Source organism: Mycobacterium sp. 23, from assembly GCF_048287075.1.
In the GTDB taxonomy this organism is placed as follows: Bacteria; Actinomycetota; Actinomycetes; order Mycobacteriales; family Mycobacteriaceae; genus Mycobacterium; species Mycobacterium gordonae_B.
Map to the genome: position 1 here is coordinate 2,244,895 of NZ_JBLVUX010000005.1, position 15,199 is coordinate 2,260,093.

Genomic DNA, 15,199 nt, shown 5'->3' on the forward strand with positions numbered 1-15,199 from the left:
GATGCGGGCGCCGTACCAGGCGGGTGGGTGTTTGAGTGCGGTGGATTTGGGGCGGGCGGGTGTGGTGGCCGCGGCTAGGTGTGACGGGACGGGGTTGCCGCCCGTCACACCGGCGCGGATGTCGCGGAACCTCATGCGACCGCGAGAACGGGCTTGCCGGTTTGCCCGGTCACGGCTTGGGTGATGGTGTGCCAGGCTTCGCGGAGGATCTGGGCGGTCGGTTGCAGCTTGATCGCGAGTCCGAGGGAGCCGTTGGTGACGCGGGTGCGGAACTTGGCCTCGACGGGGTAGGTCTCGGGGTGTCCTTCCCATGGGCGCAGGTTGAGGATGATGACCTGCGGTACTTCGAGTTCGCGGCCTTTGCCGGCGGTGACGGTGTGGTCTTCGCGGTAGGTGAGTTTCAGGCCGCCGTGTGCGCGTTCGACTTTCGATTCGAATTCGCCGCTGGTGGATGAGCGGATGCTGTCGATGACTTCGAGAAGTTCGGCTTGGTCGGGGCTGGTGATGGTGTGGAGCAGTTCTTCGATCTTGTCGCCGAATTCGTTTTGCGGGTAGAGGCGTCCGGACATGGCGTGCCATGCGGCCCAGTCGTCGTCGGCGGTGAGTTTCATGGTGAGTTTGTCGTCGCGCCAGCCTGCGTCGGTGCCGTTGGTGTTGTGGTCGTTGTAGATGGCGGTGAGGACGCCGCGCTTGGCGCTTCCCCACAGGGTTCCGGTGTCGCCGATCTGGTCGAGGGGTCGGCGGGCGAGTTCCGCGAGGAACGATTCGAGTTCGGCGACGGTGCGCTCCCCTTTTACCCGCAGGGGGAACGGGAATTCGGTGGGGTCGACTGCGATGTCGGTGACCTGCAGTCCGTGTTCTTCGGTGACGGCGACCGCGTGCTTCTGGTGCGGTAGCAGGCCGTTGATGATCTGCGCCTCATGCGGTGTCCGGACGATCGCCCCGGCTGGACCGTCGTAGCTGATAACGCCGAGTTCGGTTGCGGTGTCGTCGCTGATGCTTGCCATGTTCAGAGTTGCCTTTCCAGAGGGGGTTGGGTGAGGGGTCTTTCCAGAGGGGGTTGGGTGAGGGGTTAGTTGTCGCGGCCGGCGGCGGCGGATTTCTTGTCGGCGGGTTCGTCGTCGTCGTAAAGGGATCGCTGGTTCGGGTCGTTGCGGTGCAGGCCGCCCTGGTCGTCGCCGAACCACATGGATGTGCGGGTGTCTTCGGGGATCTTGGCGGTGATCGAGTCTTGGATACGGAATGCGTTGGGGATCTTGTCGACTGGCTTGATGTCGAGCTTCACGGTTACCGAGGCGGCTTTGCCGGTCTGCTGTACGGCTTCGACAGCTTCGCGGAGTTTCTTCGTGGCTTCGTCGTGGGCGCGGCCCTTGGCGTGTGTGAGCAGCAGGGTGGCGAATTCGGTTGCTTGATCGTTGTTTTCGGCCATGATGGTTCCTTTCAGTTGGTGCCGTCGAGGGTTTGTTGTTCGCCGCTTTCGGTGTTGGCTTCGGCCAACGTGGCGGTGTTCAAGATTTCGGTGATCTCCGCGCCGAGCCGGCCTTTCTTGTCGTATTCGTTGAGCTTTTTCACGACTGCCCGGAGCTGGTCGTCGTCGATGCCGTCGCGGTGCTCAAGGCTTCCGACCGGGAGACCGGCCAGGGCGGCGATAACGATGAGCTGGTCGGTCCTGTCGCCGCAGTCGCCTTCGCCGAGTAGCTGGAACATGCGGTTCAGCCACTTGCGGCGCGTCGCGGTGCTCATCTGGTCGTCGGGCGCGGTCTTGGTCTCAGCCGACCCAGGTTCGACAGTTTCGGCTTCGACCGGGGCATCCGCGGCGGCTGCGTGCGTGCCGGACAGCGTTTCGGCTTTGGCGCGGTCGCGCAGCGCGGCGGCGCCGCGGGCCCGGGCGGGTGGCCGCTGCGTTTCGCGGATGACGTGCCCGTCGCTGTCGATGACCTGAGCGGCGTCCTCGAGGACAACGCCGGACAATTCATCGGGGTAGGCGCGCTGAATCGCCAACGCTTCGGCGCATTTCGCGATCTGGTTGCGTGGCATCTTCGACCACATCGAGTTCGGAACGGTGTTGCCGTCGACCTTGACGGTTTGCACGTACTCGGCGAAGTGCGTGACCGCCGGCACCGGCTCGCCGTTGCGGAACACGATGTACTTCGCGGCGACCGGCTTCTCAGTCTCGGGCCACACTTCCTTCCACGCACCGTCTTCGCCGCACCAGTACGGGCCGTCGAACCCGAGCTGGTCTCCCTTTTCCTCCGCGAGCTCGCGGGCACGCTTCCGGAATCCCTGGATGCCGGTCTGGATGGTGTAGACGGTTTCGTAGCGGGTTACTTTCCGCTGGTTGGATTCCGGGTCGTTCGGGTCGACCTTCTCGTAGCGGGTGACTTGGGTGTTGCGGCCGATCATGTAGATCTCGCGTCGGAAGGGGTCGAGGCCGGTCTTCTGGCAGACGTGGGAGAACAGCATCAGGTCGCCGTCGGGGGCGTCGGACAGTCCGAGTTGGGCGAGCATGGCGCGTTGCGCGGAGTTGAAGCCGACCTGGCCGGGCACTATGTCGGTGCTGGTTTCGTCGATCATGGCGATGTCGGTGCTGCTCATGCTGTTTTGCTCCTCATTTCCTGGGCTTGGATGGCGGGGTGTTTGCGTGCGAGGTTCAGTGCGACGCCGCCGCGGGCGTGTGTGCTTCGGGTCGCGACTTTCAACTGGCCGCTGACGGCGTGCTGGGCGTTGCCCATCTGGTCGAGCAACCGGGTTTTCAGGCCGCGTAGGCGCGCTTCGGACGCTTTGTGGTCGTCGTTGGCGTTGTGCACGGCCATGGCCAGATCGGGGTCGATTTCGGCTGTGCTGCCGTCGATGTCGGGGTGTAGTTGGCGGACGCATTCGTAGGTGGCGACGCTGTCGTCCAGATCGGGTGGCTCGTCCCCGGCTAGCGATTCGTGGAATTCGCCGCACTTCGACCAGATCCATTCGGCGACTTCGGGGTCGTAGTCGATGGTGTAGATGTGGTCGTTGAAGTACGGGCCCAACACCAGCAGGTGGGCGGGGTTCGTGAGCCAGCCGGTGAACATCATCTGCGCCATGCATTGCGCGGCATAGTCTTCGGGGCATTCGCCGGTGAAGTCGTCGCCCCATTCTTCGAGATGCCGGGCTGTTTTGAACTCGACTACGCGGCGCCCGCGGCCGCGGACGGCGCGCCGGTCCAGGGTGCAGACTGTCGGGTAGCCGGCCGGGTAATCGACGAACTGGACCTCGCCGGGCGAGAGCCGCCATCCGGGATTGTGGCGGCGCCACCGGTTCGCGGCGGCGGGCTCGAAGTCGTGGCCGATGTCGAAGATGTCTTTCGGCGGCTCCGGGTCGACCAAGCCCTTCATGCGGTGCCATAGCCGGTACGGGGACTCCCAGCGTGAAACACCCAGGATCGCGGCGACTTTCGACGGGGTGATCGCCTGCAGCCAGTCGGGGGTTCCGGGTTCGATGTAGCCGGGCTGCCCGGGCCGGTAGACACCGGGGGTGAACGCCCGGTGGAGTTGTTCGGCGTCGAGGTAGAGCAGGTCTGTTTCTCCGTCGGGTTGCACGCCTGGCCGTTCGGCGGCCTCGCGGACGGTGCCGCGGAGTACGGACGATTCGGTGGTCTTCCACCAAACGTGTTCCCCGGGTCGGAAGCCGGTCATGCGTTGGCCTCGAGGCTTTGGGCGTAGGCGATGGCGCGGCGTAAGCGGGCGGAGTATTGGTCTTTCCGCAGGCCGAGCCAGGCGGCGATTTCGGCGAGGCTTGCGTCTGGGTGGTCGACGCGGGCGTTCAGCGCCTCGTAGTAGCGGTTGAACATGCCGGCAGGCTTGCGGGTATCGGGGTGCCCGGCCCATTTCCGCATGACGCGTACGGCTTTCCGCGCGGCGGGGACTGTGTGTAGGGCTGCGTGTTCGGTGCGGACGCGGTTGCTGGCGTGTAGGGCTTCGATGCAGGTGGGGTTGATCCAGCGGGGCGCGGGGGCGACTGCGGTCATATGTCTGTCCTTGCTGCGGGGAGGTCGTGAACCCAGGTGAGTAACTGGTCCCGGGTCATGTCGATCGGTATGGACGCGAGGGCGATGACGGTGAGTTCTTGCAGTTGGCGGCGTCGGAGTTGCGACAAGGTCCCCCAAGTGAGGTTCGGGTCTTCGTCGCGGAGCAGCATCGCCAGGTGCAGGGCGAGGTCGGCGGTGTCTTCGAGTTCGGCGGCGCGTGCGTCGGTGACGCGTCCGTCGGGGACTTCTGGCCGGTCTGGTTCTGGCGGTCGGTTGCGGATGCGGCCGACGGTTTGCGTGGATAGTCCTGTGACGGCGGCTGTTTCGACTTCTGATGCGCCGACGAGTGCTAGGTGTCGGACGCGGCGTTCTTGGTCGAGGTCGTCGCGGTTGCGGTCGTAGTGGGCTAGGTGTTGACGGGTGGCGCGCAGGGCGGGGTTGTACCGTTCGGTGGCCGCGGTCATGCTGCACCGCATTCACTGTCGTGTGTGTGGTGGCGCTCCCAGAGGTCGGCGGCGCGCGGGCTGGTGACCCAGCGGCCGCCGCCGCATTCGGTGCAGAGGGCGAGGAATCGGGCGGTGTCGACCGCGGTGGTCGTCATGCTGCACCGGTCCCGAACACGTGCTCAATGCGTTCGAACATGTCCCGTTGGGCTTGTGCCTCAACGGCTTTGATGATGCCGCGTTCTTGGATGACGCCGTGCGGGATCGGCACCAGATGCAGCGCGGTCTGGTCGGTGCCGGGCTGGTAGTCGGCGTCGAACGCGCGGTAGCAGCCGCCGAACAGATCCGGCCCGTAAATGTGCTCCGGATCGAAGTTCCGGTGATCGCCGGGGAAGTGCAGGGTGTCGCTCATGCGAGTTGGCCTTTCGGTGCGCGTGACTTGAAACGACGCGGGCGCATCCCGGCAGCCAGTCGGCGAGCCGCGTCGTGATTCCTCCGGCACGTCCTGCACGCGCGGAATTCCCTACCGTCGCCCCGAGTGCTGACAACGAGGTTCTCCGCCGAATATTCATGCCCAGCAGGGCAATGCGTCTTACTTGCCCAAGGATGAGTCCCGTGCCGCATCGAGTCGTACTGGTTATCGGCGTTGGTGCCGTAGCGCAGGTTTGTCAGCCGATTGTCGAGCTTGTTTCCGTTCTGGTGCAGTCCCATCATTCCGTCGGGTAACGGTCCGACGAACGCCGCCAATACAAGTCGATGAACTTTGACGCCAGCCCTCGTTCTGGCCGCTCCGTCACTTAGACCGACAACCAGATACCCTCTCTTGCCAACAGACGGCTGCAGTAATCGGCCTCTGTACAGGAACCCGCCGCCGCCGTTTCTAACCCAGCGATCCAAGCTGCGTACGTTGCCCAGGTCCGAAACTTCGTACAACTTTTCCCATTCAGGAACAGGTTTCCAATTTTCGATCACGCGAACTGTCCTTTCGGCGTCGGCGCGTAGTTGATGACCTGCGGGGCAACCGGATCGGCGTGCGCTGGGGCGTTGCAGGCTGCGGCGGCGATGAGCGCGCCGAACAGCATCAGCAGCAGCGTGCGCGGGCGGATCATGAGCGCACCGCCTGCAGCTCGCCGCCCTCAACGCGGGCAAGGGTGAACCCGGATGCGACCGCCGCGAACGCGATGATGACCTCCGCGCCCGGCAAACCGGACTTACGGACGTTGTCGATGAACTGCTGAAACGCTTCAGGATTCATCGCGCACACACCGGGTCCAGGTAGAACCGGGACGACACCGTGCACCAGCAGTCGGCCGGATGCTCGCGTTCCTGGCGGGCCCGCCACCGTTCGAAGCGGAAGTTAATCCCCGCCGTCGCGGCCAAGCACAGGAACCCGATGGCCGCGCCCACGGCGAAAACCGTGTCCATGCCGGTGACCAGTCCGGTCGCCGCGGCGACGGTCGCGATGCCGGCGCCGACGACCAGCACAGGAACGAGCGGCCTCACAGCGACGCCCCCGCCAGCCGCAGCGACACCGACTCGGCGATCGCCTGTTCCACGATCGCGTTCCACTGCCGCCAACGCTCGATCGTCATGGTCAGGTGCACGCCGTCGGACTGCCCGAACGGGCTGGTCCGGATCATCGGGCCCTGTTCGTCGCGGTAGACGACGGCGGTTGGCGGCGAATCGGGTGTGACGTACATCCCCAAACACGCGTAATTGCGGCGCTGCGCGGGTCGGGTAACCTCTGGTTTGTCCATGACATTCCTTTCGCGGGGTTGGTTGTGGACACTTGGCCCGTCCCCCGGTGTGCGCCGGGGGCGGGCCTTACTACTTGGAAACCGCTGCGGCTTCCAGCTTTTCGGCCAGGTGCGTCCACGCTTCGGCCCCGATCACCGAAGTAGGTGCGACACGATCAGTGATGTGGCGGCGCACCGCGTACGCGGCGTCTTCGAGCTCCGACGGGTGAAGTTTGGTTGCCCCGCGCTGGCCTCTGGGGGGAGGGAGCCGAGCGCGGGGCCGTCTGCTGGCGAGGGGTCCGCGGGCAACGTTGTCGCAGGACGCTCCGGCTCGGCAGCAGAAGTCAGTGGGAGGGTGATGCCGAACGCTTCAGTGAACCCGGCGATCTGGTCGAACTGGTCGGCGGCCCACTTGTAGAGGTCGTCGAGATAACGGGCCGCGGCGGTGATGTCCCCCGACACCATCGCGAGGACAGCCCTGGCGGCGACGACGGTCGGGTCTTCCACCTGCGGCGGGATCGCGGTCTGCGCCGCCAACTCCCGCGCCTGCGCGTCGAGGGCGCGCGCCTCCCGGGCACACCGTTCCCGCGCCTCAGCCCACAACGCATCGGCCGGCTCGTTGAACATGTCGAAGTCGAAAAACGCCACCGGGAACGCAGGCCAGCGCATCGGCCACAAACTGCCCAGAGTGAACGAGGCGGCACCACCGGCCGCGCGCAACAGCGTCCCGATCATGACGCGACCGCCATCGTCAGCCGGTCGATCCGATCCGGCCGGTACCCGTCCCAAACCTGCTCACCGGATTTCGTTGCCGCGCACACCACCGGTGCGGTCCGAAACCCCAGATACGCGATCGCTTCCATCGTCAATTCGTCGTCACCGATGACGACTTCGGTGTAAGCGATCCCCCGGCGATCCATGTGACGTTTCGTCTGCACACACGCCATACAGCCCGGGCCGCTGGTGTAGACCGTCACGATCGGCGCATTGCTCATCGCGACGCCCCGTCCGTCGCCGCGAACAACCAGCCGCCACGCGTAACCGTCACCGTCCGGACGAAAACCCGGACCTTCCGAGCCATCTGCGGCATCCCCATGCGCTCGTAGTCCGTGCAGATCCGGCGTGCGAGATGTTCGGCGTCGTCGCGTCGGTCGAACACTGTCGGCTTATCCGGGCCCACGGCGGGGCTGATGATCGGCGATATGGGCGCCGACACGGCCCCAACGACGGCCCCAACACCTTCGACGAACACCGCGAACTCGCTGTACATCTCGGATGATTCGGTCATCGCGTTCCCCCTGTGGTGGCTAGTGCTTTCGCGGTGTCGCGTTCCGCGCACACCCGCTGGTTCTCCCGACGCAACCGCGCAACCTCAGCCCGCTCCGCCTCCAGACACGCCTGCAGATTCGCCTTCTCACTGCGCAGCCGGTGGTTCTCCCGGCGCAACGCGGTCAGCTCCCGCGTGTTGGCGTCCAGCCGGGAGTACACAGAGGCCGCGGTGACCACCTCGGACGCCGTGGCGGTCATGAGGCGCTCCGTAGCCGGCGCCGGCCGCGCGAGGTCAACCCGTCAGCGATCGTGGTAGCGGCTGGCTCAGTGGGCATTGCTTCCACCGGCTCAGGAAGATGTTCGGGTCGGTTGTACAGCGCCTCTTCCGCCGCGGCGATATCCGCATCCGTCATGAACCAGACCCGGCCAATCTTCTGCCCTCGGAACCGCTTCCGCTTCAGCTGCGTCGCCACCCAACGCTCCGGATCACGCAGGCCGTGGTTCTGGCCGCAGATACGGCGGGCGGCCTCAGGCAACGGGTGCTTCATGAGGCGGGCCCCATTGATTCGTGAATGTCACGGAGTTCGCCGATCAACGTGCCCAGTTGTTCACGCGTCATAAGGACTTCGCCGTAGCAGACACCCTTCCCTCCTGCGCCGACATAGGCGTACTCGGTATCTCCCACCGACCCGAGCCCAACGACGGATTGTGCTTTCTGGCCGGCGACCTCAACAGGCTCGGCATAGAAGCTGAATCCCGGCATCGTGTTGGGCGGATAGTGGGCCGCAATCGCACGCAGACTCTGAATGTCTTCCAGGTCGGTCGACAGGATCAGCGGCGTCTCGTCATTGCCGGCAACGGTGATGTAGCAACCACCTTCACGGAGTTCGTAGGCGTAGATAGTGCCGTCTAACAGATTTGGCTGTGCCGGATCAGTCCGGATGAAATCACTCATTTTTTGGCCCCCAACCCAAGCTTGTCTGCGATCTGCAGCGCGAATTCCTGCCGCACATAGAGGGTTTGGCGGACCTGCCCGTTATGGTGGCGCGCAACGTCGTGCTGCGGTCGAAGGTCGAACCAGTCGATGTACCGGGCGTAGGCCCGGTACTCGTACTCGTCAACGACGCGGCCCTGCTTCTTCGAGTACCGCTTCATGATCAGCCGGCGGTAGATCATCTTGTGCTCAACCAGGAGGGCGAACGCCTGGGGGCGGGTCAGCCCGAACTGCGCCCCCCACACCTCGACCAGCACGGCATCGTCGTTGGAGATGTAGCGGTCGTGGTACGCGATCATTGGGGCGGCTGATTCGAGGGCCGCGGCGATGGTGGCTTTCTCTTCTTCGATTTCCAGGACCATGCGAGCGAGGTCCGCCTTGGTTACCAACTCGGCCTGCTGCCGCGGAGCGATCTCGGCCTGCCGCGTCTTGATCGCGAAGTAAGCCTGTGCCTCAGCGATTTTCGGCTTACGCGGGTCGCCGTTCATCAGGACCATGTACGCGCCGTATCGGGATAACTCGTAGTCCTCCCGGGTAATAGAGCCGCCCTGCGGACGTTCGACCAGTTTGTTGGCGCCGACAACGTGGCTGGTCAGAGGCTGATCGGCGTTCGTGATGGCGTACTTGGCACGCTCTATAGCCGCGGCGAAGTTCCGCCACGTGTCGTACTCGACGACGTTGCAAAGGTCGCGCGCGGTCCAATACTCCGAACCGTTGGCACGGACACGGCGGATCGCGTCAAACGGCGAGCCGCCGGAGGCAGCTTGAACCAGATCGGCGCTCATGCCGTGCGGCGATCCGTCGTGGGGGCGCATGCGCGAGTGCGCGGAGGCTTGGCCGGCTCCACAGGCGGCCGCAGGGGCCCATGCCAGACGTTGAGTGGCTCTACGCCGAGGGCCTTGGCCCAAGCCGTGAGAAGCCTGTCGCTGGCCTTCTTGTTTCCGTTTTCGACATTCGAGATCCCCGCGTCGGTGACCTCAACCCCGAATTCGGCGATGCGCTGCGCCAGATCTGTCTGGCTCCATCCGTGGGCTAGGCGGAGATCTTTGATTCGGATCATCGGTCCTAGCGGTTCTATCGCTGGCATAGCGACAACCCTAGACAACCATCGCTAGTATCGCAAGCAAAATCGCTGAAAAGTACTGACAACCTGCGAAATGACAAGCGCGTAAGTAGCGTTTCTAGCGACTGAACTGGCGCTAGACTTGTCAAAACCTAACTAGACCTGTCGCGTCTGCGTTTGGGAGCCTTTTGCCATGACTAGTGAGACCCCGGAGATGCGGTTGGGTCGGCTCGTTCGGGCCCAGCGAAAAGCTCTCAAGATGACCCAGGCGGATGTCCACGCGGCCGGCGGCCCATCCACTGCGACGCTTCGCCTGATTGAAGGCGGGAAGCACTCAGAGTTTCGTGACGGTACCGGTGCAGACTTGGAGAGGGTGCTGAAATGGGCTCCGGGGAGCATCGGAGCAATCCTGGATGGCGGTGAGCCAACACCGCTCCGTGTCCCGTCTCCCCTGCCGCCGCTCGCTGAGGTGCCACCTTTCCGTGGCACGAATAGTCTTCGCTGGCGCTTGGTCATCGAGCAGAAGCCTGAGGATCTGAGGACAGAGGAGGAGGCGGCGTGGCTAGCTGCGAGTGATGCCGAGCGATCTCGGCTGACGGAACTCGCGCACCGTCAAGGCGTCAACTCTCTTGACGACGTAGTCGAGGACGCCGACTGGATTCCGGAGGACGCTATTGCGTCCCGCCAACCACGTTGGTCTTCCTTCCGGTCGCGGTCTTTCGAAGAGATTTTCAATGAGTGGATGGTCGCGCGGGCGCGGCTGCTGAATCTTGAGTTGGAGTATGCGATAGGGCGGAAGATCGATCCTGACGATGCGGCAAATGAGCTGGTCGAAGTGCTTCAGATGGTCGATGACAATCGCAGCGGTACGGGCCGCCCGTGGACACCGCCGTGGAATCCTGGTCCCGAGTTCCGAGATGGCGAAGAGCCCTGGAAAGCCGAGTGGTGGCGCATCGTGGAACAGAACGTGGGTGGCATCAGCAAGATCGGGTTTTCTTGGGATATCGAGAAGGTACGGAAGAACCGTGAGGGCGATGAGCAGCGCGCGGCGGAGTGGGAGGCGCATCATCAGGAGGAGTTGGATAAGTACCACGTGGCGGAAGCACGCCGTGTTATGTCCAGACGTCCTGAGTTGGCATCGCACGACCCTGAGCTGAGTTGGTCGGACTTTGGGCTGGCGGCCCGTGAAGAGGATGACCCGAAGGAAGATGACTACCCCGGCGGCGAGTCGTGACGGGGCGCAAGGATGTCCCAGCGAACCGGCCGACGCATCCGGATAAGGACCTCGAAGCTGTGATCCAGGAGATAGAGGCCCGTAACTGGCGGGTGATGAAGGGGCGGAAGTATTACAAGGCGTACTGCCCGTGCGAGGATGAGCACATTAAGACGATTCACCTGACACCATCAGGCAGAATGTATCTAGCACACCTGAAGAGTTGGTTTAGGAAGCAAACGTGCTGGGAGGTGCAGGATGACGACTAGCCACTACTTGGTCGAGCTCGACCTGGTCCTCGCCGACGACGCAAAACCAGAACAGATGGAAACCATGCTCGACGCTCTCGCGGAGCAGGTCGCCGATCTCACAGACGGTATCGACGGCGATGTCAGCGCCAATCTCGCCGAGAAGACCATCACCATTCACTTGTCTCTAGACGACGCCAGCGATGAGTCTGCTTTCGTGCGGGCTGTAGCAGCTGCCCGCACGGCGCTGCACGCTGTTGGTGCACCCACCCCCGGTTGGGAGCGGATCACGCTGCAACCTACCCCCGCTGATCTGGCCACTTGCTAATTACACTCGTGTAATTGCTGGTCACGGTAGGTTTCTTGTCAGTGGCCGCGTTTAGCGTTCGGTCCCATGAGCCAACGGTGGCATCCCTGGAAGCATGCGGCAGAGCACTACCCGCATGTCACGATCTCTTGTCAGCAGGAACTCCCCGACCGCGTGTGGGGGATCCAGATCGGTCACATGATCTGGTTGTGCAGGAAGCTCAACCAAGTCCGGCGCCGCTGCACCCTCACGCATGAACTTATCCACCTTGAGCGCGGCCCTGTGCCGGACGAGCCCAGAGCGCGGGCCCGAGAGGAGCGGACCGTCTCCGAGCTGGCGGCGCGCCGGCTAATCCCCATCGCGGCGTTGATCGACGCGTACCGGTGGTGCCCGGACGGCAATCCACCCGAACTCGCCGAGGAATTGTGGGTGGACCTCCCCACGTTGCGTGCGCGCATGGCCAGCCTTGATCCGTTTGAGGTGGCCGAGCTTGAGCATCATCTGAACGGAGACTGGCTATGGATAGCCTGACAGATCACGACCGGGCCATATTGGCGATGGAGCGCCAATTCTGGAAGACCGTGGGCGCGAAAGAAGAAACCATCCGCGACCACCTCGGGATGATACCGATCCGGTACTACCAGCGGCTCAACCAGCTGCTCGCTTCGGATGCTGCGCTGTCGTACGACCCGGTGACGGTGAATCGGCTCCGGCGGCTCACTGCGCCACGTAATGTCCGAGGTCTATGACGTGGCAGGTACCGCCAGGCTGGTATCCGGATCCATCGGGCGCACGGGCTTGGCGTTGGTGGGACGGTCGGTGTTGGACTGTTTACAGGGTTGCGGACCCGCCGGCCCCGGTCGCTCCGTTTGATCGGCGTCGTCGTACGCGATTCTCGACGCCGGAACTGCTCGCCATAGTGGTGTACGTCTTCATCTTCGGGAATCTCGCGTTGGGCTTTTCGATAGACGGGAGATGGCGGGCGGTCGCGGGTGTCGGGATCATGGCCGCTGGCGTCGCGGTAGTCGCGGTGCTCGCGGCCTATGCGGCTAGGAGCGCACGGCGGAGCCGCCAAGATCGGGAGCGCCGACGCCGTCACGAAGCAGCGTTGGCGGCGCGCGCCGACCGGGAGCATTCAGCGTTGATGCGCGGCGATCTAGAAGCTGGTGTGTTCGGAGTGTTTCAGCCGCCGCGCTTGGAACCTGATGGTGTGCCCGACGCGGATCAGATGCGCGCTCAAGCGTGGCAGCCGGAACTGGGCGATTCTCCGCCGGCGGTGCGGCCGAAGAACCCCGCGCCGTGGCACGTCGTCACGCAATCGCCGACGAACCGATTCCGAAGTCCTTAGGTGAGCCACTTGCCCATGGAGTCGGCGAGGTCTTCGCCGCTGCGCCGGTCGAGGTGGCCGTAGACATCGACGGTCGTTTTGATGCTTTCGTGTCCGAGGTGCTGCTGGATGGCGGGTAGGGGTTTTCCGTCTTGGATGAACCAGCTCGCGGCGGTGTGGCGGAGGTCGTGGATGCGGGGCCGCAGCGGGTTGGCGATCGGGTTGCCTTGGTCGTCAACCTCTGGCCAGGCTCGTTTGATGGCTGGCCACCACACGTTGGCGCGGAAGTTCGGTGCCCGCACGGGCCCGCCTACGGCGCGGTTACCGCGGCCGGGGTTGGTGAACAGCCACTCCCCCGTGTAGTCGAGCTTGTCGAGGACCGTGGCGGGGACGTTGATGGTTCGCACTGAGCGGCGGGTTTTCGGTAGCCCGATGCGGTAGCCGCCGCCGCCGCGGCGCCAAGCCTTGGAGATCCGCACGGTGTTGCGCTTGCGGTCGACGTCGCCGGGTTTGAGTGCGGTGGCTTCTCCCCATCGGCAGCCGGACGCCACCAGGAACCGAACGAGTGGCTTCCAGTGGTCGGGGATTTCGGCGAGCAGGGTGTCGAAGTCTTCGTGGGTGAGGAACACCATTTCTTGGCGTTCGCCGCGGGGCAGGCGGGTGCCGGCGGCGGGGTTGGCGCCGATGCGGCCGGCGGTGACGGCGGATGAGAGTGCGGTTGAGAGTAGGGCGTGTTTGTTGGCGATGGTTTTCGCGCTGGCGCCGGATCGCTCGAGTGCTTGCACCCAGCGCCGCACATCGTCACGTGACAGTTGTGTGAGCGGGATCGCGCCGACGCCGGGTCCGATGTCGGTGCGCAGGTAGCTTCGATAGTCCTCGACGGTGCGTGGGTCGACACCAGTGAGGTGGTCGATGTGGTGGGTGACCCATTCGGCAACGGTGGTCTCGGGCGTGCGGTCGCGGCGGCGGGGCTCGGGCCGGACGTCGTACATCTGGCAGGCGCGTTCGGCGCCGTAGGCTTCGACGGCCTGACGGAAAGCCTCAGCTTGTTTGCGATCGGCGAAGGGCAGCGAGGATTGGCGGCCGTCAGCCATCTTGTACAGGACGGCGTAGGTCACGCCGTCCTTGCGGGGTCTCTCACGAATCGATGCCATCGAGCAGACCCTAACATGGGCATTCTTTGACAAACGATTGACAGAGGAATTTCCGGTGGTACTTTAGTGCTGTGACCTGCTTGTTCTTGGTGGAGCTGCCGGGAATCGAATTCGGGTCTATCGTTCCGCGACCTGCGGTTTTAGGCTTCCATCCCCGTCTAAATGCGTGCAGCGACGTGCATAAACGTGGAGGTGTGGTGAACGTTTCACCAAGGCACATTCTCCGGTTTCGGCCCTGCGTGCAGGTCGCCGTGCCTACCATGCTGTTGAAGCGCCGAAGGGTTTGAGGGGGTCCAGGTGTCGTTCACAATCGTCCCGGAAGCAGCCACCGCGGCAGCAGCGGACTTGGCTGGGGTTGGTGAGTCCATCCGGCAGGCTGTCGCCCAAGCGAGCGCCCCGACAACGGGTGTTGTCACCGCCGCAGCCGATGAGGTCTCCCACGCTATCGCCGCCCTGTTCTCCGGGCACGGCGAAGCGTTCCAAGCCGCCAGTGCTCAAGTCGCGGCGTTCCACGACCAGTTCGTCGCTTTGTTGAATGGCAGCGTCGGGCAGTACGTGTCGGCGGAGGCCGCTTCAGCGAACCCGCTCCTGGACTTCATCAACAGCCCCTTCCAAACCTTCCTGGGGCGGCCGCTGATTGGGGACGGGGCCAACGGGTTCACCGACGCCGCAGGGAACGGCACCAACGGCGGAGCCGGGGGGTTGTTGTGGGGCAACGGAGGTAGGGGTGGTGACAGCACGGCCATCGGAGCTGTCGGGGGCAGGGGTGGAAACGGCGGCCTGTTGTGGGGCAATGGCGGCGCGGGCGGTAACGCGGGGCCTGGCGAGTTGACCATCGTCGGCGGAGTCCCGCTGTCGGTACACCCCGTCCCAATGGGCGGCGCGGGTGGCCAGGGCTCCTTCTTCTTCGGAAACGGCGGCACTGGCGGAGCGGGAGGGTCGCTGGTGCGCATCGAAGATGGCGTCCCCGTTATCACGCCTCTCGCTGGGTACGGGGGCCGTGGTGGCGATTCAGGCATCCTCATCGGCACGGGAGGGTTCGCCGGCCCCGGCTTGCTGCTCCCCGGTACTAGCCCCCGCGGCGGTAACGGACTACTTGGCGGTCCGTGGCCGTGGTGAGCATCCCGGAGCCTGCGCGTATCGCAGAGATACGACGCCGCCACCCCGGGCTGCTGGAAAACCTTGACGCGGGCATGGCCGAGTACCTAGCGCAGGCTCGCCAGCGGGGATTGTCGGACGGTTTGGGACTGGCAATTCGGATGGTCGAAGGGCTTCTCCAAGAGAACCCCAGCGAAGGGCAGCGGCGGATGATTGCGGGCATCGTGAATGCGCTGCGGGACGCTCAGGTCTCTCCGGAGTTCCTGGCGGGGAAATGACGGGCGGGATGTTCCCCCCGGAAACGACAAATGCCCCCGCCTAGCCTCGGAGCAGTGAGGCTAGACGGG

29 protein-coding genes are annotated in these 15,199 nt (G+C 64.4%); 7 read left to right on the forward strand and 22 right to left on the reverse strand.

Going from position 1 to position 15,199, the window contains the following annotated elements; translation table 11 throughout:
- Positions 1-131: 131 nt before the first annotated feature.
- From ACNQS7_RS11485 to ACNQS7_RS11585, 21 genes are all read right to left on the reverse strand, one after another.
- Positions 132-1,007: a DUF2303 family protein gene (locus ACNQS7_RS11485; protein ID WP_418012614.1), complete on the reverse strand. Its 876-nt coding sequence runs from the start codon at positions 1,005-1,007 to the stop codon at positions 132-134.
- Positions 1,008-1,072: 65 nt separating this feature from the next.
- Positions 1,073-1,429 carry a hypothetical protein gene (locus ACNQS7_RS11490; protein ID WP_418012615.1) on the reverse strand — a complete coding sequence of 119 codons (357 nt, stop codon included), beginning with the start codon at positions 1,427-1,429 and terminating at the stop codon, positions 1,073-1,075.
- Positions 1,430-1,440: 11 nt separating this feature from the next.
- Positions 1,441-2,595 (reverse strand): recombinase RecT, encoded by a 1,155-nt coding sequence (locus ACNQS7_RS11495; RefSeq protein WP_418012616.1) that lies wholly within the window; start codon positions 2,593-2,595, stop codon positions 1,441-1,443.
- On the reverse strand, positions 2,592-3,668 hold the full coding sequence (locus tag ACNQS7_RS11500) for a YqaJ viral recombinase family protein (protein WP_418012617.1): 1,077 nt from the start codon (positions 3,666-3,668) through the stop codon (positions 2,592-2,594). Before ACNQS7_RS11500 ends, ACNQS7_RS11495 begins: the two co-directional genes overlap by 4 nt.
- Positions 3,665-4,000 (reverse strand): hypothetical protein, encoded by a 336-nt coding sequence (locus ACNQS7_RS11505; protein WP_418012618.1) that lies wholly within the window; start codon positions 3,998-4,000, stop codon positions 3,665-3,667. The genes ACNQS7_RS11500 and ACNQS7_RS11505 overlap by 4 nt, the downstream gene beginning before the upstream one ends.
- The gene (locus ACNQS7_RS11510; protein ID WP_418012619.1) at positions 3,997-4,464 is read right to left on the reverse strand and encodes a hypothetical protein; all 468 of its coding nucleotides are present in this window, start codon (positions 4,462-4,464) and stop codon (positions 3,997-3,999) included. The genes ACNQS7_RS11505 and ACNQS7_RS11510 overlap by 4 nt, the downstream gene beginning before the upstream one ends.
- Complete coding sequence (locus tag ACNQS7_RS11515) at positions 4,461-4,601, reverse strand: hypothetical protein (protein ID WP_418012620.1); 141 nt, start codon at positions 4,599-4,601, stop codon at positions 4,461-4,463. Before ACNQS7_RS11515 ends, ACNQS7_RS11510 begins: the two co-directional genes overlap by 4 nt.
- Positions 4,598-4,855, reverse strand: a complete 258-nt coding sequence (locus ACNQS7_RS11520) for a hypothetical protein (protein WP_418012621.1) — start codon at positions 4,853-4,855, stop codon at positions 4,598-4,600. The genes ACNQS7_RS11515 and ACNQS7_RS11520 overlap by 4 nt, the downstream gene beginning before the upstream one ends.
- A complete protein-coding gene (locus ACNQS7_RS11525; RefSeq protein WP_418012622.1) occupies positions 4,852-5,415 on the reverse strand; it encodes an NUMOD4 motif-containing HNH endonuclease in 564 nt (187 codons plus the stop codon). Before ACNQS7_RS11525 ends, ACNQS7_RS11520 begins: the two co-directional genes overlap by 4 nt.
- On the reverse strand, positions 5,412-5,552 hold the full coding sequence (locus tag ACNQS7_RS11530) for a hypothetical protein (RefSeq protein ID WP_418012623.1): 141 nt from the start codon (positions 5,550-5,552) through the stop codon (positions 5,412-5,414). Before ACNQS7_RS11530 ends, ACNQS7_RS11525 begins: the two co-directional genes overlap by 4 nt.
- Positions 5,549-5,698, reverse strand: a complete 150-nt coding sequence (locus tag ACNQS7_RS11535) for a hypothetical protein (RefSeq protein ID WP_418012624.1) — start codon at positions 5,696-5,698, stop codon at positions 5,549-5,551. The genes ACNQS7_RS11530 and ACNQS7_RS11535 overlap by 4 nt, the downstream gene beginning before the upstream one ends.
- On the reverse strand, positions 5,695-5,946 hold the full coding sequence (locus ACNQS7_RS11540; protein ID WP_418012625.1) for a hypothetical protein: 252 nt from the start codon (positions 5,944-5,946) through the stop codon (positions 5,695-5,697). The genes ACNQS7_RS11535 and ACNQS7_RS11540 overlap by 4 nt, the downstream gene beginning before the upstream one ends.
- Entirely contained in the window at positions 5,943-6,200 is a 258-nt protein-coding gene (locus tag ACNQS7_RS11545) for a hypothetical protein (RefSeq protein WP_418012626.1), read from the reverse strand. The genes ACNQS7_RS11540 and ACNQS7_RS11545 overlap by 4 nt, the downstream gene beginning before the upstream one ends.
- Positions 6,201-6,332: 132 nt before the next feature.
- Entirely contained in the window at positions 6,333-6,914 is a 582-nt protein-coding gene (locus ACNQS7_RS11550) for a hypothetical protein (RefSeq protein ID WP_418012627.1), read from the reverse strand.
- A complete protein-coding gene (locus ACNQS7_RS11555) occupies positions 6,911-7,174 on the reverse strand; it encodes a glutaredoxin domain-containing protein (protein WP_418012628.1) in 264 nt (87 codons plus the stop codon). Before ACNQS7_RS11555 ends, ACNQS7_RS11550 begins: the two co-directional genes overlap by 4 nt.
- The gene (locus ACNQS7_RS11560; RefSeq protein WP_418012629.1) at positions 7,171-7,467 is read right to left on the reverse strand and encodes a hypothetical protein; all 297 of its coding nucleotides are present in this window, start codon (positions 7,465-7,467) and stop codon (positions 7,171-7,173) included. Before ACNQS7_RS11560 ends, ACNQS7_RS11555 begins: the two co-directional genes overlap by 4 nt.
- A complete protein-coding gene (locus tag ACNQS7_RS11565; protein ID WP_418012630.1) occupies positions 7,464-7,706 on the reverse strand; it encodes a hypothetical protein in 243 nt (80 codons plus the stop codon). The genes ACNQS7_RS11560 and ACNQS7_RS11565 overlap by 4 nt, the downstream gene beginning before the upstream one ends.
- On the reverse strand, positions 7,703-7,996 hold the full coding sequence (locus ACNQS7_RS11570; RefSeq protein WP_418012631.1) for a hypothetical protein: 294 nt from the start codon (positions 7,994-7,996) through the stop codon (positions 7,703-7,705). The genes ACNQS7_RS11565 and ACNQS7_RS11570 overlap by 4 nt, the downstream gene beginning before the upstream one ends.
- Positions 7,993-8,403 carry a hypothetical protein gene (locus tag ACNQS7_RS11575; protein WP_418012632.1) on the reverse strand — a complete coding sequence of 137 codons (411 nt, stop codon included), beginning with the start codon at positions 8,401-8,403 and terminating at the stop codon, positions 7,993-7,995. The genes ACNQS7_RS11570 and ACNQS7_RS11575 overlap by 4 nt, the downstream gene beginning before the upstream one ends.
- Entirely contained in the window at positions 8,400-9,227 is an 828-nt protein-coding gene (locus ACNQS7_RS11580; protein WP_306237360.1) for a phage antirepressor KilAC domain-containing protein, read from the reverse strand. Before ACNQS7_RS11580 ends, ACNQS7_RS11575 begins: the two co-directional genes overlap by 4 nt.
- Complete coding sequence (locus ACNQS7_RS11585; protein ID WP_371934964.1) at positions 9,224-9,529, reverse strand: helix-turn-helix domain-containing protein; 306 nt, start codon at positions 9,527-9,529, stop codon at positions 9,224-9,226. The genes ACNQS7_RS11580 and ACNQS7_RS11585 overlap by 4 nt, the downstream gene beginning before the upstream one ends.
- A 235-nt stretch (positions 9,530-9,764) precedes the next feature.
- Here ACNQS7_RS11585 and ACNQS7_RS11590 point away from each other — a divergent pair, with 235 nt between their 5' ends.
- The 5 genes from ACNQS7_RS11590 to ACNQS7_RS11610 all read left to right on the forward strand — a co-directional run bounded on the left by ACNQS7_RS11590 (position 9,765) and on the right by ACNQS7_RS11610 (position 12,621).
- The gene (locus ACNQS7_RS11590; RefSeq protein WP_418012633.1) at positions 9,765-10,739 is read left to right on the forward strand and encodes a hypothetical protein; all 975 of its coding nucleotides are present in this window, start codon (positions 9,765-9,767) and stop codon (positions 10,737-10,739) included.
- A gap of 237 nt (positions 10,740-10,976) precedes the next feature.
- Complete coding sequence (locus ACNQS7_RS11595) at positions 10,977-11,294, forward strand: hypothetical protein (protein ID WP_306237362.1); 318 nt, start codon at positions 10,977-10,979, stop codon at positions 11,292-11,294.
- 66 nt (positions 11,295-11,360) lie between these two features.
- Complete coding sequence (locus tag ACNQS7_RS11600) at positions 11,361-11,804, forward strand: ImmA/IrrE family metallo-endopeptidase (RefSeq protein ID WP_418012634.1); 444 nt, start codon at positions 11,361-11,363, stop codon at positions 11,802-11,804.
- Positions 11,792-12,022, forward strand: coding sequence for a DUF3263 domain-containing protein (locus ACNQS7_RS11605; RefSeq protein ID WP_418012635.1), 231 nt, complete (start codon positions 11,792-11,794; stop codon positions 12,020-12,022). The genes ACNQS7_RS11600 and ACNQS7_RS11605 overlap by 13 nt, the downstream gene beginning before the upstream one ends.
- On the forward strand, positions 12,019-12,621 hold the full coding sequence (locus ACNQS7_RS11610) for a DUF2510 domain-containing protein (RefSeq protein WP_418012636.1): 603 nt from the start codon (positions 12,019-12,021) through the stop codon (positions 12,619-12,621). Before ACNQS7_RS11605 ends, ACNQS7_RS11610 begins: the two co-directional genes overlap by 4 nt.
- On the opposite strand, the gene ACNQS7_RS11615 is transcribed toward ACNQS7_RS11610, so the two are convergent.
- Positions 12,618-13,754, reverse strand: a complete 1,137-nt coding sequence (locus ACNQS7_RS11615) for a tyrosine-type recombinase/integrase (RefSeq protein ID WP_418012637.1) — start codon at positions 13,752-13,754, stop codon at positions 12,618-12,620. The genes ACNQS7_RS11610 and ACNQS7_RS11615 overlap by 4 nt on opposite strands.
- A gap of 297 nt (positions 13,755-14,051) precedes the next feature.
- Between ACNQS7_RS11615 and ACNQS7_RS11620 the strand changes: the two genes are divergently transcribed.
- Entirely contained in the window at positions 14,052-14,873 is an 822-nt protein-coding gene (locus ACNQS7_RS11620; RefSeq protein ID WP_418012638.1) for a PE family protein, read from the forward strand.
- Positions 14,870-15,130, forward strand: a complete 261-nt coding sequence (locus ACNQS7_RS11625) for a hypothetical protein (protein WP_418012639.1) — start codon at positions 14,870-14,872, stop codon at positions 15,128-15,130. Before ACNQS7_RS11620 ends, ACNQS7_RS11625 begins: the two co-directional genes overlap by 4 nt.
- The last annotated feature ends 69 nt before the right edge of the window (positions 15,131-15,199 follow it).